The sequence below is a fragment of the Solibacillus cecembensis genome, from assembly GCF_050272495.1.
Classification (GTDB): Bacteria; Bacillota; Bacilli; order Bacillales_A; family Planococcaceae; genus Solibacillus; species Solibacillus cecembensis.
This window is the reverse complement of the sequence record NZ_JBNNMF010000014.1, coordinates 20888-43090: the sequence shown is the minus strand read 5'-3', so window position 1 is coordinate 43090 and position 22203 is coordinate 20888. Positions and strand designations below refer to the sequence as shown.

The window sequence follows — 22203 nt, the reverse complement described above, 5'->3', positions numbered from 1 at the left end:
TCTTGTTGGGCCCTCGAAAAAATCTGGACGCAATTACGCCTCGGCGTAATTGATTAATGGTTTTTAGTCCAAGTGACTTCAAATATAAAATAATGGGAATGGGGAGAAATAAATGAAGAAAAGATCTTGGTTTTTAGGAAGTATGCTAGCTGTATCGATGATTTTAGGTGCATGTAACTCAGATGATGCAGGAACTGAAAGTAACAGTTCAGACGGCGGAGAAAAACAACCTTATGTAGCCATTGTTTCGAAAGGATTCCAACATCAATTCTGGCAAGCGGTTAAGCAAGGGGCAGAACAAGCAGCAGATGAATTTGATGTAAAAATTACATTTGAAGGACCTGAAACAGAATCACAAGTTGATAAACAAATAGAAATGCTTCGCGCGGCACTCGACAAAAAACCAGATGCGATCGGCTTTGCGGCTCTTGATTCGCAAGCAGCAACGCCATTGTTAGAAGAAATGAAAGAAAAGGATATTCCAGTCATTGCATTTGACTCAGGTGTAGACAGTGAAATTCCACTAGCAACTGCATCTACAGATAACAAAGCGGCAGCAGCACTTGCAGCAGACAAAATGGCTGAGTTCATCGGTAGCGAAGGAAAAATTGCCATGATCGTGCATGACCAAACTTCTGTAACTGGGGTACAACGTCGTGACGGTTTCAAAGAGCAAATTGAATCGAAATATCCAAATATTAAAATTGTTGATATCCAATACGGCGGTGGAGATCACTTAAAATCGACTGACTTGGCAAAAGCAATCATGTCTGCTCACAGTGACCTTAAAGGAATTTTCGGTTCAAATGAAGGATCAGCAATCGGTGTAGTAAACGCAGTACAAGAACTAAACAAATCAGGGGACCTAGTAGTTGTAGGGTTTGACTCTGGTAAACAACAAATTGACGCGATTAAAGACGGCTTAATGGCTGGAGCAGTAACACAAAATCCAGTAGGTATCGGCTATGAAACAGTGAAAGCTGCTGTAGACGCGATGAACGGCAAAGAAGTAGAAAAAACAATCGACACTGGCTTCTACTGGTACGACAAAGACAATATGGAAGAAGCAGACATTAAAGCAGCATTATACGAATAAAAAAATGGGAGCTGGCTATGGTCGGCTCCTAAACTTTAATATCGACTGACGCGAAAGCTCCAAACATCATCTGCTTGAAATGAAATCTTTAAAACTAGGGGGCTTACTTTTAATGAAAAAACTGCGATGGGGTATTATCGGTGCAGCTAATATTGCCAAAAAACAAGTCATTCCAGCAATCCAACAGGCAAACGAAGCAGAAATCATAGCAATTGCAAGTCGAAGCAGGGAAAGAGTTCAGCAATTCGCAAGCAACTTCAATATCCCAAACATATACAACACGTACGAAGAGCTAATCGAATCACCAGAAGTAGATGCAGTGTACATAGCACTTCCGAACACGCATCACAAAAAGTGGGCACTTGCAGCAATCCAAGCAAAAAAACATGTGCTTTGCGAAAAGCCAATTGTTCTACAGGCAAGTGATCTTCAAGAGCTGCAAAGTGAAAGCCGCAAACATGGTGTCATCCTAATGGAAGCATTCATGTACCGTTTTCATCCGCAAATGGCAAAAGCAAAAGAACTTCTAAAGCAAGGAGTAATTGGTGACGTACTAACAATCCGTTCCAGGTTTCATTTCACAATGGAAGACTGGGACAATGATATCCGTATGAATCCAAATCTTGGCGGAGGGGCATTCAATGATATCGGCTGTTATCCGTTAAATGCAATTCACTATTTAATAGAGGAAAGTCCGATAAATGTCCAAGCATTAGCCGGTAAATCTGATAAACAAGTCGATACACATGTTGCAGTTCAGCTTAATTATCCATCCGGAATTCTTGCTCAAATCGACGCTAGTTTTTACGCTCCGATGACACATGCGATTGATATTATTGGCACAAAAGGTACGATGCAGTTACCATTTGCATTCCGTTCTGACTTAAATAATCACGAAGGAATCATTCAATACGAATCAAATAACGAATCGTATATCATTACCGAATCTGCAAATGCATACGTGGAACAAATAAAAGCATTTCAATTAGCTATCCAAAATAATGAATTACCTTTAAATTACACAGCGGCGCAAATGCTGCAACAAGCGATTGAACTTGAAAAAATTAATCAATTACTGCATTAGAAAGGGAGTGTCCAAATGTCCAAAGTCATTGAAGAACTAACGAAATATGCGCATAAACTTGTAGATCAAGGACTAGTTGTAGGAGCAGGCGGAAATTTAAGCATGCGAGATGGAGACGATATGTATATTTCTCCAAGTGGCTTTGACTTGAAGGAAATCGAACCGCATCAATGGGTCAAAGTGAATATTACAACTGGAGAAGTGGCAGGAGATTTACGCCCATCATCAGAAGTTTTGATGCATTTGGAATGTTTCCGAAAAAGTGAGGAAATTCAAGCAGTGCTTCATGCACACCCTACTTATTCAGTGGGGGTTTCTTCTGCTGGAAAAGACATTCCGGCTTTATTCCCAGACTTTCCAGCGATGGTGAAAAGTGTTGGGTACATCGACTATGTCATACCAACGACAAATCTTCTTGCGGAAAAAGTGGCGGAACTTGTTGGTAAACACGAAGTAATGATTATGCGTAATCACGGCGTTTTGACACTAGGAAAAACGATGAAAGAAGCATATTTCTTCATGCAACTAACGGAAGAATCTGCAAAAGTGTATACGATTAGCAGCATTTTCGGAGGCCCAAGAATTTTAACGGACGAAGAATGTGTGGAACTACGAAACCTTTCAGCGGAAAGATATCGTTCTAAATTGCTTAAAGAGTAGGAGGGTAATTTTATGAAAACAGTTCTTGCCTATGATTTAGGTGCATCCAGTGGTCGGCTCGTTGCCCAAGGGTTCGATGGTGAAAAGCTTGAAATGACTGAAATTCATCGTTTCACAAACAAGCCAGTTTACGAAAATGGGCACTATTACTGGGATTATGATCACTTGATTCGCGAACTGAACGCTGGCATAAACAAAGTCAATTTCCAAGCAGAATCATTAGGTATCGATACGTGGGGCGTAGATTTCGGGTTGCTCGGGCAAAATGGCGCACTCGTTTCCAAACCCTTTTCGTACCGAGATACGTATACCGAGCCTTATGTACATCAAGCAACAAATAGCATTCCGGCTTATGAATTATTTCAACAAACGGGCAATGAAATATCCGCGATTAATACATTGTTTCAGCTAATGGCAATTCAAAGTCATTACCCGCATTACTTAGAAAAAACAGCACAAATATTAATGACGCCAAACTTACTTATGCATGCATTATCAGGTGTTGCAATGAACGAATTTACGATTTCATCCACATCACAGCTCGTAAACGCAAACAAGCAATGGGACGAAAAAATTCAAAACACTTTTTTCAATAAAACATTACCATTTGCACCAATCGAAATGCCGCACCAAATCGTCGGCAACTTAATCGCGAACAAAAACATCAAAATGGCACTCGTACCAGGACATGACACAGCATGCGCATTATATGCACTCCCGATTCAAAAAGCCAACGCTATTTTCATGAGCATTGGCACATGGGGACTTATCGGAAAAGAAATGGATGCTCCAATAACAAAAATAGAAGCGTTCCAAGAAGGTTTTACAAATGAAGGAACGAGTGAAGGACATTACCGATTCCAAAAAAACGCAATGGGATTTTGGATTTTACAAAAGTTGAGAGAAGAGTGGAAGCAACAAGGCCTTCACTTCACATATGAACAAGAAATGCACGAAATGACAAAAGCAAAAGCGTTTCAAACATTCTTCGACCCGGATGACGCAGCTTTTTTCAACCCAACGTCGATGACTGAAGCGATAAAAGACTATTGCAGCAAAACAAATCAACAAGCACCTGAAACAGCTGGCGCGCAAATTCGCTGTTTCATTGAAAGCTTAGCGTTAAAATTTGCATACTCGCTTAAACAAATAGAAATAATCACTCAATCCGCTACATCGGAAATTTACATCGGTGGTGGAGGAACGCAAAATGCAAAACTATGCCAATTTATCGCAAATGCAACACAAAAAACAGTTTTCACTGGACCGGCAGAAGTGAGCTCTATTGGCAATGGACTATCTCAGCTCCGTGCACTTGGAGAAATTCATACGATTGAAGAAGGCCGCCAACTTGTCGCGAACTCCTTCAACATGATGGAATATGAACCACAACAAATAAGCGAATGGAAAGCAGCAACAGAAAAATTTCAACGATTATTACATAACTAATGGAGGGGACAAACATGACAAAAGAAAGATATATTGGAACACTACCGAAAATAGGAATTCGCCCAACGATAGATGGTCGCCGCAATGGAGTTCGTGAATCACTAGAAGATACAACGATGAATATGGCAAAAAACGTGGCACAGTTTCTATCTGAAAACCTTAAATATTACAACGGCGAACCAGTAGAATGTGTGATTGCCGACACATGTATTGGTGGAGTGAGGGAAGCCGCACAAGCCGCAGAAAAGTTCAAAAAAGAAGGCGTTGGCGTTTCCATTACCGTTACTCCTTGCTGGTGCTACGGAAGCGAAACAATGGATATGGATCCACATTTACCAAGAGCAGTATGGGGCTTCAATGGAACAGAGCGTCCAGGTGCAGTTTATCTAGCGGCTGTATTAGCAGGCTATAACCAAAAAGGGCTTCCTGCTTTCGGAATTTACGGGCATGATGTGCAAGATGCTGGAGATCCAAACATTCCAAGCGACATTCAAGAAAAACTTCTGCGCTTTGCGAAAGCAGGACTCGCTGCTGCAATGCTAAAAGGAAAATCCTATCTTTCAATTGGCTCCGTTTCAATGGGGATTGCAGGAAGTATCGTCAAGGATGATTTTTTCCAAGAGTACCTTGGAATGCGCAATGAATACATTGATTCGAGCGAATTGATTCGTCGTATGGAGCTTGAAATTTACGATACAGAAGAATACGAGATAGCGCTTCAATGGGCGAACGAAAATTTAACTCGCGGAGAAGACAATAACAAAGAAGAATTCAAACGTACCCATGAAGAAAAACAAAGTGACTGGGAACGTTCTATTAAAATGGCCCTCATTTCAAGAGACTTAATGATTGGCAATGAAAAGCTAAAAGAAAAAGGCTATGAAGAAGAAGCAAACGGGCGTAACGCAATAATTGCTGGATTTCAAGGGCAGCGTCAATGGACAGACTACTTCCCAAATGGTGACTTTATGGAAACGATTCTTAATTCATCATTTGACTGGAATGGCAAACGTGCACCGTATTTACTTGCAACGGAAAACGATAGCTTGAACGGTGTCACAATGGCAATGGGTCACTTGCTAACAAACACTGCACAAATTTTCGCAGACGTGCGCACATACTGGAGTCCAGAAGCGGTAGAACGAGTAACAGGAAAAAAACTAACTGGCAGAGCGGAGAATGGCTTTATTCATCTAATTAATTCTGGCTCTGCTGCACTGGACGGAGCAGGTCGCCAAAAGATAGATGGTAAACCAGCGATTAAACCATTCTGGGAAATTACAGATGAAGAAGTGAAAGAAACACTTGAAAATGTTCAGTGGCGTCCGGCGTCGACTGAGTACTTTAGAGGTGGTGGCTACTCGACAGACTTTACAACTAAAGGAGATATGTCTGTCACAATCGCGCGTCTCAATTACGTAAAAGGCTTAGGACCGGTGCTGCAAATTGCGGAAGGTCATACAATCGAACTTGAAGATGATATGCATGACACACTTGATCTTCGTACAGATCCAACATGGCCAACAACTTGGTTTGTACCGAACTTAACGGGAGAAGGTGCATTTACAGATGTCTATTCTGTTATGAACAACTGGGGTGCGAACCACTGCGTCGCGAGCTACGGACATATCGGTGCAGACTTAATCGCACTTGCTTCCATCTTGCGCATTCCTGTCAACATGCATAACGTCGAAGCATCGAGTATTTTCAGACCAAGTGCTTGGAACATGTTTGGCACAGATCAAAGTGAAGCAGCAGACTTCCGTGCATGTCAAAACTTTGGCCCTCTTTATAAATAAGGAGGTAACTTTCATGAAATACGCAATCGGTATCGATTATGGAACCGAATCAGGTCGTGTTATTTTAGTAAACATCACAAATGGCGATATCGTCGCAACGAGCGTGACGCCATACCCCCATGGCGTCATTACTGGGAAAAAAGGAAAAGAATCCGTACTTCAAGTGCCGCAAGATTACTTAGATGTACTTGCAAAATCGATTCCAGAAGTACTAATAAACATCGAACCATCTGACGTAATCGGCATCGGCTTAGATTTTACATCCTGTACAATGTTACCGGTGAATGAAAAGCTACAACCGCTATGCGAATTACAACAGCATAAAGACAATCCACATGCCTACGTCAAATTGTGGAAGCATCATGAAGCAGAAGACGAAGCGAAACAACTAACGACAATCGTACAAAACGAAAAATGGATTCAACGATATGGGGGCATCATTTCATCTGAATGGATGCTTCCTAAAATAATGGAAATCGCAAACGACGATCCAGCACTTTTCGAAGAAGCTACATTTTTCCTAGAAGCGGGGGATTGGGTCGTTTCCAAACTAACGAACACGCTCACACGCAATAGCTGTTCCGCGGGCTACAAAGGAACATGGCATAAAGAAACAGGCTATATTGCAAATGAAACATTACAAAAAATCCATCCTGCACTCGACAATATATACAATACGAAGCTTGCAGGAGAAGTGAAATCAACAGGTACAAAAGCAGGAATCTTGTCTAAAGAAATGAGCGAACTTACAGGGTTATGCGAAGGGACACCAGTAGCAGTCGGAATTATTGACGCACACGCCGCATTGCCCGGAGCAGGAGTAAGTGAACCCGGAACACTTGTAATTGTAATGGGTACTTCTTCTTGCCATTTACTATTAAGTGACAACGAAGTACTCGTCCCTGGTATTAGTGGCGTAGTAGAAGATGGCATCTTACCAGGTTATTACGCGTATGAAGCAGGGCAAGCAGCAGTCGGTGATTTATTTTCACACTTCATTAAAAAACATAACGCAAACTTTCAAACGTTAACAGAGCAAGCGCGGCTACTTAAACCAGGGGAAAGCGGCTTACTCGCACTCGATTGGCATAACGGCTGTAGAACGCCTTATGTTGACTCAACTCTTTCTGGACTATTGATTGGGGAAAAACTTTCTACACAACCGTATGAAATTTACCGGGCTTTATTGGAAGCAACTGCCTTTGGAACGCGTGTCATTATCGAGCTATTTGAAAACAATAATATCCCGATAAACAAAGTAGTTGCAACGGGAGGAATCCCAAAGAAAAACACGTTACTTATGGAAATTTATGCAGACATTTTGCAAAAAGAAATTACCGTCATAGAGAACGATCAAGCACCGGCACTTGGAGCAGCAATACTTGGGGCGGTTGCAGCAAATGCCTACAACTCATTCCCAGAAGCAATCAACCAAATGGCATCCAAGCAATCCATCACATATAAACCAAACAAAGAAAACGAACAAACTTACAACGAACTATTCGGTATGTATGAAAAATTAAGTACGTACTTTGTACAACAATCATCCATTATGTACGACCTGCACAAATTGAAAGGGGAGAAACAACAATGATTGAAAATCTATGGGAAACGTCCACTAAAACAGTCGAAGAAAACACACTAGAGGAACTAACATTCCGCTCGAACCTAATTGGTACAGATCGCCGTGTCTGCAACTGGGGGGGCGGCAACACGTCTTTCAAAACAACGGCACTCGATTTTCGTGGGCAAGAAGTAGATATTATGTGGGTAAAAGGAAGTGGCTCCGACCTTGCAACGATGAAAGAGTCGAACTTCACTGCACTCCAACTCGAACATATTCTTCCACTTCAAGAACGTGAAGACATGACGGACGAAGAAATGGTCAATTTTCTAGGTCATTGCATGATCGACAAATCGCATCCTCGTGCGTCCATCGAGACACTTTTACATGCGTTCCTTCCATATAAACATGTGGATCATACACATCCAGACAGTATCATCAGCATTTGCTGCGCACCAAACGGCAAAGAAATCGCCAAAGAAATATTCGGCGACCGATTTGTATGGGTTCCGTACATACGTCCAGGATTCCTACTTTCTAAAATGATTGCAGACGGCGTAAAAAACAACCCAAATGCAGAACTAGTCTTAATGGAAAAACACGGTCTAGTTGTATGGGGAGAAACAGCACGCGAAAGCTACGATAAAACAATCCAAATCATTAACGAAGCAAAAGAATATATTGATGGAAAATTAGAGACTACACCTGCATTCGGTGGTCAAACAGCAGAAGCGATATCACCAGAAAAACGACTAGAAGTATTAAACGAAATTCTTCCAATCATTCGTGGGCAAGTATCGAAAAATAAAGGAATGATTGTCTCTTACGACGATGCAGATGATGTACTCGAATTCGTCAACAGTGCACGCGCAAGTGAACTATCGCAAGTTGGAGCAGCATGTCCAGACCATTTAGTGCATACAAAACGTGTCCCACTATTCGTCGACGATATCGAAACACTTAAAACGAGCATCGAAAATTACCAAAGCGACTACAAAACATATTTTGAAGCATACGCATTAGAAAACGACGAAATGTTCGACCCATCTCCACGCGTTATTCTAATAAAAGGCATCGGTATGATTAATACAGGTAAAGACAAAGCATCCGCATTAGTAAGTGGCGCACTTTACCATCGAGCAATTTCCGTTATGAAAGGCTCTGACGCTCTAGGCGGATTTACATCCCTATCTGCTGAAGAATCATTCGCCATCGAATATTGGCCACTTGAATTATATAAATTATCACTTGCACCAAAAGAAGCCGAATTCTCCAGAAAAGTAGCATTTGTCACAGGAGGAGCAGGCGGAATTGGAAGTGAGACTTGTCGACTACTCGCATCCCAAGGCGCACATGTAGTACTTGCTGATCTAAACCTAGAAGGTGCAGAAAAAATCGCGAGCGACATAAACGCAACATACGGAGCAGGTCGTGCAATCGCAGTGCAAATGGACGTGACGAATGAAGAACAAATTATCGCATCGTTCCAGCAAGTCATCCGCACATATGGCGGCATCGACATATTAGTCAACAACGCAGGACTCGCAACATCTAGTCCATTCGAAGAAACAACATTAAAAGAATGGAACTTGAATATGAATGTACTAGGTACAGGCTACTTCCTCGTATCGCGAGAAGCATTTAAAATAATGAAAACACAACAAACGGGAGGCAGCATGATATTCATTGGCTCGAAAAATTCGATCTACGCTGGCAAAAATGCATCTGCCTATAGTGCAGTAAAAGCACTCGAAGTCCATCTCGCGCGATGCATCGCTGCAGAAGGTGGAGACCTCGGCATCCGTGCCAACTCTGTTCTACCAGACGCAGTACTACAAGGTTCCGCAATTTGGGGCTCAAAATGGCGTGAAGAAAGAGCAGCAGCATACGGCATCGAGCCAGACGAACTAGAAAATCACTACAAAGAACGCACAGTACTAAAAGAAAACATCTACCCAAGAGACATCGCCGAAGCAATCGCCTTCTTTGCATCAAGCAAATCAGCCAAAACAACAGGCTGCATGCTAACAGTAGACGGCGGCGTGGCGGCAGCGTTTACGAGATAAAACTTAAAGTAGGTAGCTTTTTACTCGCGAAAAGTAATCTAAATGGAAAGAAAGAGGCTATTCTAAAAGGGATATTTGATCTTGAAATATACAAAATAAAAAATGCCGAAACGTTGATTTAACAGCGTTTCGGCATTTTAAAATTCAAGTGTTTTTTTAATACAGGGACTTATAAGACAGCCCTTTTTTACCTCTAGTCAAAGATAAACAAATAGCATAGGTTGTTCACGAATGAAGGGAACGATAGCTAAAGAATATCCTAACCCACCAACTCAGTCATTATTACTTGGGAACGCAAATGTTGACACAGATTCACTATCTGCTTCAAACCACTTTTCTGAAATGGTTTTTGTTTTTGTGAAGAAGCGAACTTGGTCTGGTCCAAACATATGTCCTTCACCGAATCTAGAACGTTTCCAACCAGCAAAGTTATGGTAGCCAACAGGAATCGGAATTGGCACGTTCACACCGACCATGCCGACTTCGATTTCAGATGTAAACTTGCGAGCAGCAGCGCCATTATTTGTGAAAATCGTGACACCATTGCCTAGCTCATGCGCATTGATTAAGTCAATGGCTTCTTCTAATGTATCCACACGGACCACGTTACGAGCTGGGCCAAATACTTCTTGTTCATAAATTTCCATGCCAGGTTTTATGTGATCGAGTAGTGTAGGTCCTAAATAGAAGCCATTTGAGCTTTTCGCGATGTCTGGGTTACGGCCATCACATACGATTGTAGCGCCTTCTTTTAGGCTTCGGTCGATAAAACCAATGACGGTATCCTTTGATTGTTGGGTAATAACCGGACCAAAATCAACATCTGGATCTGTGTATGGACCTACTTTTAATTTTGCGATTTTATCAGCTAATACTTTTACAAGATTATTCGCTGTTTCTTCGCCAACGGGAATGATTGTTGAAATGGCCATACAGCGTTGAGATGCGGCCCCATATGCAGCGCCTAAAAATGCGTTTGACACTTGTTCTAAATCAGCATCGGGCATGACAATCATATTGTTTTTCCCGCCGCCTAATGCAGTAACGCGTTTGCCATGCCTCGAACCGGTTGCAAAAATGTAATCGGCCACTGGTGTTGAACCAACAAATGATATTGCTTCAATAGTAGGGTTTTCTAATAATTCATTTACTGTATCTTTGTCACCATTAATGACCGTCCAAACGCCATCTGGTAAACCGGCTTCCTTCCACAGTTCTGATAGAAATAGTGCAGAGCAAGGAACGCGTTCAGACGGTTTCAAAATAACCGAATTGCCGACCGCCACCGCCATACTCGTAATGGCAAGCGGCACCATCACTGGGAAATTGAAAGGGGAAATAGCTGCAACAACGCCGAGTGGTGCTTTTGTTGAGTATGCATTGATATTCCCGCCAACATTGACAGAATACTCGCCTTTTAATAGGTGAGGGGCATTGATGGCTAAGTCAACAGACTCTAAACCACGTGTAATTTCACCCTTTGCATCTTCCTTTGTTTTTCCGCTTTCCGTACAAATTAATTCGATTAATTCATCCGCACGCTCTGTCATTAATTGACGGAACTTCAGAACGATTTCAGTACGTTTTCCAACAGATAGGGCCCGCCATGCTGGAAATGCTGCTTTCGCTGTTGCAATTGCCTGTTGCGTTTCTTCTTTAGAAGCAATCGGAACACGTGCAATGACAGTACCTAAGCTTGGATTGTAAACATCTGAGAACTGCCCACTTTTACCTGGAACGATTGTGCCGTTAATAAAATGTCCCAATTCTTTTACTTCTGTATTGGTTACCATAAATTAATTTCCCCCTTAGTTTCAATTTAACTTGCTTCAGCAGAAATCTCCTACTTCTAAAAGTGGAGGATGAATGCGAAATATTCAATTCTATACAGTTGTGGTTCAAACCTGGCTGAATCAAGTTAAGCCCCGGCGGATGTCACAGATTTTTAAGAGGAAATTTTCGAGAAAGCTCGAAAAAATCTGAACGCAATTACGCCAAGGCGTAATTGATTTTATGACTGTTGCAAAAGCGTGTTTAAAGCATCTGTAAATGTTTTTACAATCAAATCTTTTTCTTCTAACGAGATGATCAGTGGCGGTGAAAGTGCGAGAACATTGTTAAAGCCTGCAACCGTTACGCCATTTTTCCCAATGATGACACCTTGTTCTTTACATATAGCAATGACCTTATTAACATCGGCTACGTTGAGTGGCGCTTTACTAATTTTGTCGCTCACAAGCTCAACTCCGATTAGTAAGCCTTTGCCACGAATATCCCCAACATTTGGGTGATCTTTTAAGCGCACTTGTAATTCGGCATGTATAATCGCACCCATTTCTTCTGAACGTGCAAATAAATTTTCATTTTCCATTATTTCTATATTTTTGAGGGCAACGGCACAAGCCGCTGGAGAGCCACCAAATGTATTGACATGGCGGAAAAAGTCGTACTCATCGCTACCCGCAAATGCCTCATAAATTTCACGGCGAACTGCTGTAGCCGAAAGTGGCATGTAAGCGCTCGTTAAACCTTTAGCCATCGTCACAATATCCGGCTGAATGCCATAGTTTTGGAAACCAAATGCTTTGCCTGTACGTCCAAAGCCACAAATTACTTCGTCCACGATAAGAAGGGCGCCGTGTTTTTCACATACAGCTTTTACCCCGCGTAAATAATCTTCATGTGGCATAATGACGCCGCCGCCAGTAATAATCGGCTCCATTATTACGCCAGCAATCGTCTCAGGCAACTCCCATGTCATAACATTTTCGATAGCCTGAACAGATGGGAGAGCAGCGGGATCTGTAATATGGTCTTCGTTAGCGCGGTAAGCATCAGGTGGTGCTACATGGAGGAATCCTGCTGCTAAAGGTTCGTATTTATATTTTCGCTGTGCTTGGCCAGTCGCGGCTAATGCGCCCATCGTGTTGCCGTGATAGGCACGATAACGGGAAATAAATTTAGTACGTCCTGTTTGCCCTTTTTGCTGATGATATTGACGAGCGATTTTAAATGCTGTTTCGTTTGCCTCGGAACCACTATTCGAGAAAAAGACAACATAATCATCACCTAATAACTCACTAATTTTTTCGCTCAATTGGATGGCAGGGGTATGACCTACAGATAGGGGCGTATAGGAATTTTCAAGTAATTGCTCGTAAGCTACTTTCGCTATTTCCTCTCGCCCATAACCAACGTTTACACACCATAATCCAGCCATCGCATCTAAGTAACGCTTCCCATCGATATCAGTAACCCATGCACCTTTTGATTTTTGGACAATCATCGTTGCATCTGGATTATACGGTTTCATAGAATGCCAAACGTATTGTTGATCCTTTACTTGCCAATTTTGATTTGTTAAATTCGTCATTGGAAATCACCACTCCCTCATTCGCTATAAATCTATTATTCAGCTTTTGAGGGAAATAAGCATTATACAAAATGTAAAATAAATGAAGGATCACTTTTCACATATAGGCAATTCTTTATTGTTGTAGGTGTACAACGGGTGTCCGTTCATTTGCGGCAAGCATCATTTCTAGTGCTAATCGTTTTTCTGGCTGCATAAAATCATGACCAAGTAGTTGTTCGATTTTATCCAAGCGATGATACAACGTTTGTCTGACGATAAAGAGGCGCTCGGACGTTTCTTTTTTTAGACCATTCGTTTGCAAATAAACTTTTAACGTTTCGACTAAATTACTGTTATGTTTTAGGTCGTATTCTATGAGGGGGGATATATTTTCAGTGACCATATCCATAATGGTTGGATTTTTTTGTAGTTGTAAAATTAAATGGTGGAGATGTAAATCCTCATAGAAATACGAAAGCCCTTGTGATTTCCAGCGAATTTCTAATGTGTCTTTGGCTGTTGTATAGCTATTTTTGACGGCTTGTAGATGGGTGACGTATTTGCCCACTGCAAGCAAAATATTTATATCGGCATATTTATATTTGCTGTTATTATCTTGAATTTGTGTAAGTGCTTGTTCAATACGTAGCTTATAAGATTCTTGCTCACGTAAATTCGCTAAAATAAAAATGAGTTGGTGATTCTTTTCTAAAATAAGCGGATAAAAGCCGAACTTCTCAAGCACATTGCGCGCAAACAACTTATAGTACGTGACATCACTGCTATTACTTTTTTGAATTTGATGAATCATGACAATCCAATGATTCGCAGCACTAGTTGCATGATGGTCCTTCACAAAATGCGCCAACTGTTCGATAGTGGCTTGACCATTCAACCAGTTCTCTAAAATTTCACGATCCTCCATCCCTTTCTTCTCTTCAATATATAATTCTCGCAACAAATATTGTGATAAGGCAATAACTGTACGATCTAAAATAAGTGCATCGTATTCATTAATCACTCGCTTCGGAGAGAATAAACAAACTTCCCCGTAGTATTGGTTGAAAATATTGACATCACATTGTATGAAGTGTTTTTTAGCAACATCTGGATTTGCTCGTTGCATCGTCTCGTACTGTTCCTGATGAATATTTGGAATGAAAATCGGTTTTTGCCCGTTGAACGTAAAGATTACTTGCAAGCCAAGATGTTTATATAAATGCATTAAAATTTGCTCGTAGTTGTTGACTGTCAGTGTGTATTTATTCAGTTGTTGCGCATAGTCTTCCAGGTTTTTAATCATTTCGTATTGCTGATTAATTAACATGCTGTGAATGTCTTGTGTGATTTCTACAAATGCGATTTCCTCTTGAAAAATAATCAGTGGAAATTGAAAGTCTGTAGCTAGCTGCTGAATGAAATGAGGAATCTTTTGAATGGAACTCCCTAGTTCAATGCACAGCCCGGCAGCTTTTGATGCAATTAATTGGTGAATAAACTGTTTAAAACATTCTTCATTGTCTTTTAAATGAATACCTGTCGTCAAAATTAATTCATTCCCTTTTAGTAACTTGGCAGCATCCATACTTTCGACAATATGGACCCATTTGATGACATTGAGCCGTCCTTTTGCACCGGCAATTAACTGAGCGCTACTAAATAATTTCTTCGTCATCACATCTGATACAGTAAGTGAAAAATCATTCATACCTTCCGCCTCCTAGAACGAGCAGCATGTCTATACCAACTTCATATTATAGAGTAATTTACCATATATAAAATACATATGCACATAATTTTTAAGTCTTATAGATATATATAGTAAAGGCTTTCTATTTTAGAATTTACCTAAATACATCTTAACTAATATGAAAGAGGGGACTAGCATATGTATAAATGTAACAGTAGTCGATTGCAAGAGTCACTTGAACAATTTAGTCAATTTGGAGCAACTGTAAATGGTGGCGTAACTCGTTTAACTCTATCGAAAGAGGACGTATTAGCGAGAGATTATTTTTGCGAATGCTGTAAAGCGTTAGGTATGGAAATTAAGGTAGACGATATGGCGAATATTTATGCGATTTTACCTGGGAAAAAGGATTTACCGCCAATTGTGATGGGTTCGCATTTAGATTCGGTGGAAAAAGGGGGCAAGTTTGATGGTGTGTTAGGCGTTTTGACCGCATTAGAGGTGATTAGAACGCTAAAAGAAAACGACATTGAACTAGATATTCCATTAATGATTGTGAATTTTACGAATGAAGAAGGGGCGCGCTTTGATCCGGCGATGATGAGTTCTGGTGTGATTTCTTCAAAGTTTAACAAAGACGAAATGTTGCAATCGGTTGATAAAAATGGAATTACCTTTAAAGATGCGCTCCTAGGTAGTGGGTATATGGGAGAAAAAGAAAACCTATTAACGGAAGCGCTTGCATATATTGAACTGCATATAGAGCAAGGCCCCGTATTAGAAGCGAAGCAACTGGAGATTGGTGTGGTTGAAGGTGTTTTAGGGATGGTTTGTTATGAGATGACGGTTACAGGGGAGTCCAATCATGCGGGAACGACACCGATGTCGATGCGTAAAGACCCAATGCGTGTAGCTGCCGATATTATTACAACGTTACATGACCAACTTAGCAAAATCGACGAACAGCTCGTATACACATTTGGTCGTATGAACGTATCTCCAAACATTCATACAGTAATTCCAAATAAAGTGACATTTACAATGGATTCGCGGCATCAAGATCCAGAAGTGATGCGCAAAGTAGAAGAAATCTTAAAAGGTTTACCTACTGAGCAAAATGGCTGTAGCATCCAACCAGCTAAACTATGGGGAAGAGATACTGTATTTTTTGACGCTGCTATTTGTAATGAAGTGGAAGAGTCATGTGAGGATTTTGGCTATTCTTATCATCGAATGTTTAGTGGCGCGGGTCATGATGCGCAGTATATCGCAAGCTTTATTCCATCGGCAATGATTTTTGTACCAAGCATTAATGGAAAAAGTCATTGTGAAGAGGAGAAAACGACATTTGCAGACTGTGCAAAAGGTGCGGATGTGTTACTACAAACCGTTTTGACGCTACAAGCAAAGTTCAGCATTGGCGAGATACACATTACAAATTAATGAAATGAAGGGTGAGGGTATCGTGAAAAAATTGATTACAGGTGGATTAATTACAACGGCAACAGATGTATATGAGGCAGATCTATTAATAGAAAACGGAAAAATTGTTCAAATCGGCAAAAATTTATTAGCAGAAGGTGCAGAAATCATTGATGCAGCTGGCAAATACGTCATGCCAGGGGGAATTGATCCACATACGCACTTGGATATGCCGTTTAATAACACGGTAACAGATGATGATTGGAAATCTGGTACGATTGCCGCTGCTTTCGGTGGTACGACAACGATTTTAGATTTTTGTTTAACGGCAGGTGAAGAGAAACTAGGCCCAGCTGTAGAAAAGTGGCATGAAAAAGCAAAAGGGAACTCAGTCATTGATTATGGCTTCCATTTAATGATTGGTGAATTAACGCCTGAGACAGAAGCAGAGTTACCAGTATTACTAGAGCAAGAAGGAATCACATCTGTGAAGGTGTTTATGGCTTACGCAAAAGAATTCCAAGCTTCAGACCGCACACTTTTTAAAGCATTTAAAATTGCAAAAGAAGTGGGCGCTGTCGTAATGGTGCATTGTGAAAATGGCTCCGTTATCGATGAACTCGTAGAAGAAGCAAAGCAAGCGGGCCATACAGCACCAATTTATCATGCACTGACTCGTCCCGCGGAATTAGAAGGGGAAGCGACAAAACGAGCAATTGAACTGGCGCATATTGCAGGGGCTAAGCTTTACGTTGTACATGTAACTTGTAAAGAGGCAGTAGATGAAATTATTGCAGCGCGTGAAAAAGGATATGACGTGTACGGGGAAACATGTCCGCCATATTTAACGTTAGATCAATCGGCTTTAGCACAGCCAGGTTTTGAAGGAGCGAAATACGTGTGGTCACCGCCGCTGCGTCCGAAATCTCATCAAACCCATTTATGGAACGCTTTAAAGGCGAAGCAACTGCAAACAATTGGCTCGGATCAATGTTCATTTAGCTTTAATGGGAAGAAACAATTAGGTTTGAATGATTTCTCTAAAATTCCAAACGGAGGGCCATTTATTGAAGATCGCTGTGCCATTTTATATTCAGAAGGTGTAGCGAAAGGGAAAATTTCAATCAATGAATTCGTCGATATGACTTCGACGAGTGCAGCAAAGATTTTCGGTTTATACCCACAAAAAGGAACAATTGCAATTGGTTCTGATGCAGATATCGTGCTTTTTGATCCGACGGTAAAACGTGAGATTTCAGCGAACACACATCATATGAATGTGGATTACAACCCGTATGAAGGGTGGGAAGTAACAGGTGAGCCGGTCAGTGTACTTGTGCGCGGCGAGTACGTAATTAAGAATAAAGAATTCGTAGGAGTATTGGGTAGTGGGCAATATATTAAACGCCAATTAACTCCTACTACTGTAGAAGTAATAAACATCTAACTGCATAGCACACTCGTTAATTGAAGTGAAGGCTGGGCGTGCTCCTGTCGCACGGCCTAGCTAGAACGGGAATGAACGCTAATAAACTATGAAAAAGAATTCATGAGGGGGATGTGGAAATGGTTCCGATTCAAGAAAATGCAATGACTGCACAACTGAAGCGAAATTTTGTTGAAATGAATAGCAGGATGACGAAAAATGAAGCAATAGAAGAGGCGAATCGTTGTCTTTACTGCTATGACGCACCTTGTATTACAGCTTGTCCGACAAGTATTCCAATTCCAAATTTCATTAAAAAAATTGCATCAAGTAATATGAAAGGTTCGGCGATGACGATTATGGATGCCAATCCGATTGGTGCCAGTTGTGCGAGGGTTTGTCCGACAGAGGAGTTATGTGAGGGGGCATGTGTTTTAAATGCATCTACAAAACCAATCAAAATCGGTCACTTGCAACGTTACGCAACAGATTGGGCGATAGAATCGGGCGTGGAACTATTTAAAAAAGGTCAAACAAACGGACAAAAGGTGGCGATCGTAGGCTCTGGTCCTGCCGGTTTATCCGCAGCACGCGAACTAAGTCGTTTTGGCTATGATGTCACAATTTTTGAAGCAGAAGCAAAAGCAGGCGGTTTAGGAAGCTACGGGATCGTATCATTCCGTTTACCAAATGAGGTCGTGGACTGGGAAGTGGAACAAATTGTGAAGCTTGGTGTGGACATTAAAACGAATACAACAGTTGGCGTCGATATTTCAGCGGATGAAATTTTAGCGCAATATGATCGTGTTATTTTAGCAATTGGCATGGGGGCTGTGCCTAATCTTGGTATCGAAGGTGAAGAACTAAACGGCGTGCATGATGCCATTGAATTTGTCAAAAACACAAAAATCGGCACACTGACAGAAGATTTAGTTGGTAAACGTGTTGTAGTCATCGGTGCTGGAAATACAGCGATTGATGGTGCGACTTGTGCGAAGCGATTGGGTGCTGAACAAGTAGATATTCTTTATCGTAGAACAGAAAAAGAAATGACAGCCTACCAATTTGAATATGAATTTGCCAAGCAAGATGGTGTTGCATTTAAGTGGCTGACAGCGCCAACGAAAATTATCGGTGACGAAGCAGGAAAAGTAGTTGCACTTGAATGCATCAAAATGAAGCTAGGGGAAGCAGGTGCAGATGGTCGCCAAAGACCTGAAGTAGTTGAAGGATCTGAATTTGTTATGGAAGTGGATGCAATCATTAAAGCAATTGGGCAAACACGATTTGTTTCGCTTATTGAAGCATTTGGTTTACAGCATACAAACGGTGTAGTAGATATTGATGAGACGACAATGCAAACATCGAATGAGAAAGTATTTGCCTGTGGAGATGTTGTGTTCGGAAACGGTCAAGGGGAAGCGATGGTTGTAACAGCTGCGCAGCAAGGTAAAGATGCTGCATACATCATTCATGAGCAATTAAAAAAAACTAGTGAAATTGCATAAGGGGGACGTGGCATGGCAGACTTACGAATTGACTTAGCGGGAATTAAATCACCGAATCCATTTTGGCTAGCATCAGCACCACCGACGAATTCAGGTTATCAAGTTCAACGCGCATTTGAGGCAGGCTGGGGTGGCGCAGTTTGGAAAACATTGGGTGAACCAATATTAAATGTTTCTTCACGTTTTGCGGCTGTCAATTTTAACGGTCAAAGAGTAGCCGGTTTTAATAATATTGAACTCATTACAGATCGTCCGTTAGAGGTTAATTTACAAGAAATTTATGAGACGAAAAAAAGGTTTCCGAATCATGCCATTATTGTTTCGTTAATGGTAGAGCCGAAGCAAGAAAAATGGCATGAGATTGTCAAAAAAGTAGAAGCTGTAGGGGTCGATGGGCTTGAGCTTAACTTTGGATGTCCACACGGGATGGCTGAACGTGGAATGGGTGCTGCCTCTGGTCAAGTACCGGACTTGGTTGAAAAGCAAACATTTTGGGTGAAAGAGGTGGCACAAACACCAGTCATTGTTAAGCTAACACCGAACATTACAGATATTACGATGACAGCAGAAGCGGCAGCACGTGGCGGAGCTGATGCCATCAGTATGATTAATACGATTAACAGCTTAGCGGGTGTTGATTTAGATTCATGGAATACGGTGCCACATGTCGGTGGAAAAGGGGCGCACGGTGGCTATTGCGGTCCTGCTGTAAAACCAATTGCACTGAATATGGTCGCAGAGTGTGCCCGTAATCCATTATTCAATGTGCCAATATCAGGAATCGGAGGCATTTCAAACTGGCAAGATGCTGCGGAATTCATACTGATGGGGGCAACAGGCGTTCAAGTTTGTACAGCGGCGATGCACCATGGATTTAGTATTGTAGAAGATATGATCGATGGGCTCAATAACTACCTAGATGATAAAGGGATTGCTTCGGTCATGGATTTAGTCGGTCGATCGGTATCACGTTATTCCGACTGGGGTGACTTAGATTTAAACTATAAAGTGGTCGCTGAAATTAATAATGATGTATGTATTAACTGCAATAAATGCCATATCGCTTGTGAAGATACGTCGCATCAATGTATTGATCTATACACAGAAAGCGGTCGTCCGATGCTAAAAGTTCGCGAGCAAGATTGTGTCGGATGTAATTTATGCTCGATTGTGTGCCCGGTAGATGGTGCGATTTCGATGGTTGAAAGAAAATCAAGTATCGCACCAATGACGTGGAATGAACGTCAATCACTAATTAGTAATTTCGCAAAATAAAAAGGTCGTCTGTTTGTTCGTGAACTGGAAATCTAAAATAAAGGGGAGAAATGTATGGCAAGTGGTGGGAATTATTTAAAATCACCAGATTTACTTCCAGTGACACATCAACAAAGGAATATCGGGACGTTTGGTTTTGCAGTGATTTGGGTAGGAATGGCCATTGTGTTAGCCGCTTTTGCAATTGGTGGAGCAGGTATTATTAGTTTGCCGTTGCCAATGGTTATTTTAGCGACAATAATAGGCTCGGTTTTAATCGGTGTGTTTATGACATTAATCGGTGATATTGGCATCGAGCATGGCCTATCTTTCCCTGTGTATATGCGTGCCCCATTCGGTACGATTGGCACGCATATACCATCGCTTGTTCGTGGTGTTACTGCTGCGTGTTGGTTTGGGATTAACACCTATTTTGGTGCGCTTGCAATCAATGGGATTTTGAACTTATTATTTGGCTTTGATAATTGGTTTTTATGTTTCTTAGTTTTTGCTGCGTTGCAATTATTTAATACATCTCTTGGCATTAAATCCATTGAGCGTTTCGCAGATTTAGCAGCACCAATTATTATTTTAATTTCGTGCTGGATGTACATCACACTAGCAGATCATGCAACGATGCAAGGGAAAAATGTTTGGTCATGGGTAGAATCCCCAACAACAGGAATGGCCGCATTTACAGCTTTCATGGTCGTGATTATGGCGAACATGGGCTTCTGGGCAACATTAGCGGCTGATATGCCATCACTTTCACGTTTCTTTAAAGCGCCAAAAAATGAACGCAATTGGTTCAAACGCAATAAAACACAATTAGTCGGTTCGTTAATCGTGATGCCGATCACGAATACATTTATCGTAACAATTGGAGCAGTTTGTTATATGGCAGTGGCATCAGCTGATCCTGTCAATGCATTGCAACAAAGTGCGAGCGGCTTCATTTTAGGGGTTTTATTACTGATGATTGTGTTAGCGCAATGGTCGACGAATACGTCAGCAAACGTGATTCCTGCGGCAACAATTTTCTCCAACATTGGCGGACCAAAAGTACCATTCTGGGTTGGTGTTGTCGTAGCAGGGATTATTGGGATGTTAGCGCAGCCTTGGAGCTTATTTGATGTTTTGGTTAATGCACTATTAATCATTGGTGGTATTTTAACAGCCATTGTAGGTATTTTATTTGCCGATTATTATTTAATCCGTAAACGCCGCGTCAATGTAAAGCAACTTTACGAGTTAGACGGTCAATTTAAGTATATGAATGGCTTTAACTTAGCGGGGTTAATCGCTTGGGTGATCGGTGGTATTTTAGCGAATATATTCCCAACATATTCTTCATTAGTAGGTTTCTTCGCAGGGGCGATCATTTATTATGTGTTGGCGAAATATTGGTGGTTCAAAAAGTACCCACAAGCTGAACTAGATGATCCGAGTGATGAAAAGTATCTAGGGATTACAGTGGGGCATGATTGGGATGATATTCTTACGCAAGAAACGGAACTGAATAAATAAGCGAGGTGTGTGTATGTCGGATTATTTATTAAGCTTAGATGAAATGAAGCAAGTAGATGACTATTTAGAAAAGGGCTATAAAATTCACAATGTGTATGAAAATTTAAGTGGGATGTTTGTTGAGTTTGAGCGGCAGCAAATCGTAAGTTTACCGATTTTAACCGCAGATGCGCGTAAGTATTTTGCAGCAAAACTTCTAGAGAAAACGTTGGTGTAGGTAGAGATTTTAAACTAATATGTAGTAGTAAAAACTCTATTCTACGGTACTTTAGAATAGAGTTTTTTCATCAATTTATAGATTTA

At 41.2% G+C, this 22203-nt stretch carries 16 protein-coding genes; 13 read left to right on the top strand and 3 right to left on the bottom strand.

Annotation, left to right across the window (positions count from 1 at the left end):
• The first annotated feature begins 112 nt into the window (after positions 1-112).
• The 7 genes from ACQKIH_RS13420 (at position 113) to ACQKIH_RS13390 (ending at position 9718) form a co-directional block, all read left to right on the top strand.
• Positions 113-1096: an ABC transporter substrate-binding protein gene (locus ACQKIH_RS13420; RefSeq protein ID WP_057982708.1), complete on the top strand. Its 984-nt coding sequence runs from the start codon at positions 113-115 to the stop codon at positions 1094-1096.
• Positions 1097-1208: 112 nt separating this feature from the next.
• Entirely contained in the window at positions 1209-2180 is a 972-nt protein-coding gene (locus tag ACQKIH_RS13415; RefSeq protein WP_427766778.1) for a Gfo/Idh/MocA family protein, read from the top strand.
• A 15-nt stretch (positions 2181-2195) separates the two neighbouring features.
• Complete coding sequence (locus tag ACQKIH_RS13410) at positions 2196-2840, top strand: class II aldolase/adducin family protein (RefSeq protein WP_057982712.1); 645 nt, start codon at positions 2196-2198, stop codon at positions 2838-2840.
• Positions 2841-2852: 12 nt separating this feature from the next.
• Entirely contained in the window at positions 2853-4289 is a 1437-nt protein-coding gene (locus ACQKIH_RS13405) for a rhamnulokinase (protein ID WP_427766774.1), read from the top strand.
• A gap of 14 nt (positions 4290-4303) precedes the next feature.
• Complete coding sequence (locus ACQKIH_RS13400; RefSeq protein ID WP_427766771.1) at positions 4304-6088, top strand: L-fucose isomerase; 1785 nt, start codon at positions 4304-4306, stop codon at positions 6086-6088.
• 13 nt (positions 6089-6101) lie between these two features.
• Positions 6102-7682 carry a ribulokinase gene (locus ACQKIH_RS13395; protein WP_427766768.1) on the top strand — a complete coding sequence of 527 codons (1581 nt, stop codon included), beginning with the start codon at positions 6102-6104 and terminating at the stop codon, positions 7680-7682.
• A complete protein-coding gene (locus ACQKIH_RS13390; protein ID WP_427766766.1) occupies positions 7679-9718 on the top strand; it encodes a bifunctional aldolase/short-chain dehydrogenase in 2040 nt (679 codons plus the stop codon). The genes ACQKIH_RS13395 and ACQKIH_RS13390 overlap by 4 nt, the downstream gene beginning before the upstream one ends.
• 272 nt (positions 9719-9990) lie before the next feature.
• Here ACQKIH_RS13390 and ACQKIH_RS13385 read toward each other — a convergent pair whose 3' ends face one another.
• From ACQKIH_RS13385 to ACQKIH_RS13375, 3 genes are all read right to left on the bottom strand, one after another.
• Positions 9991-11511: a CoA-acylating methylmalonate-semialdehyde dehydrogenase gene (locus ACQKIH_RS13385; RefSeq protein WP_427766764.1), complete on the bottom strand. Its 1521-nt coding sequence runs from the start codon at positions 11509-11511 to the stop codon at positions 9991-9993.
• Positions 11512-11729: 218 nt separating this feature from the next.
• Entirely contained in the window at positions 11730-13091 is a 1362-nt protein-coding gene (locus ACQKIH_RS13380) for an aspartate aminotransferase family protein (RefSeq protein WP_427766762.1), read from the bottom strand.
• 115 nt (positions 13092-13206) lie between these two features.
• Positions 13207-14781, bottom strand: coding sequence for a PucR family transcriptional regulator (locus ACQKIH_RS13375; RefSeq protein WP_427766760.1), 1575 nt, complete (start codon positions 14779-14781; stop codon positions 13207-13209).
• Between the two features lie 180 nt (positions 14782-14961).
• Here ACQKIH_RS13375 and ACQKIH_RS13370 point away from each other — a divergent pair, with 180 nt between their 5' ends.
• The 6 genes from ACQKIH_RS13370 (at position 14962) to ACQKIH_RS13345 (ending at position 22117) form a co-directional block, all read left to right on the top strand.
• Positions 14962-16206, top strand: coding sequence for a Zn-dependent hydrolase (locus ACQKIH_RS13370; RefSeq protein WP_427766758.1), 1245 nt, complete (start codon positions 14962-14964; stop codon positions 16204-16206).
• A gap of 22 nt (positions 16207-16228) precedes the next feature.
• Complete coding sequence (gene hydA, locus ACQKIH_RS13365; RefSeq protein ID WP_427766755.1) at positions 16229-17632, top strand: dihydropyrimidinase; 1404 nt, start codon at positions 16229-16231, stop codon at positions 17630-17632.
• Between the two features lie 119 nt (positions 17633-17751).
• A complete protein-coding gene (locus tag ACQKIH_RS13360; RefSeq protein ID WP_427766752.1) occupies positions 17752-19119 on the top strand; it encodes an NAD(P)-dependent oxidoreductase in 1368 nt (455 codons plus the stop codon).
• A 12-nt stretch (positions 19120-19131) separates the two neighbouring features.
• The gene (preA, locus tag ACQKIH_RS13355) at positions 19132-20394 is read left to right on the top strand and encodes an NAD-dependent dihydropyrimidine dehydrogenase subunit PreA (protein ID WP_057982732.1); all 1263 of its coding nucleotides are present in this window, start codon (positions 19132-19134) and stop codon (positions 20392-20394) included.
• A gap of 54 nt (positions 20395-20448) precedes the next feature.
• On the top strand, positions 20449-21900 hold the full coding sequence (locus tag ACQKIH_RS13350) for an NCS1 family transporter (protein WP_427766749.1): 1452 nt from the start codon (positions 20449-20451) through the stop codon (positions 21898-21900).
• 13 nt (positions 21901-21913) lie between these two features.
• The gene (locus ACQKIH_RS13345; RefSeq protein ID WP_057982737.1) at positions 21914-22117 is read left to right on the top strand and encodes a hypothetical protein; all 204 of its coding nucleotides are present in this window, start codon (positions 21914-21916) and stop codon (positions 22115-22117) included.
• Positions 22118-22203 lie beyond the last annotated feature (86 nt).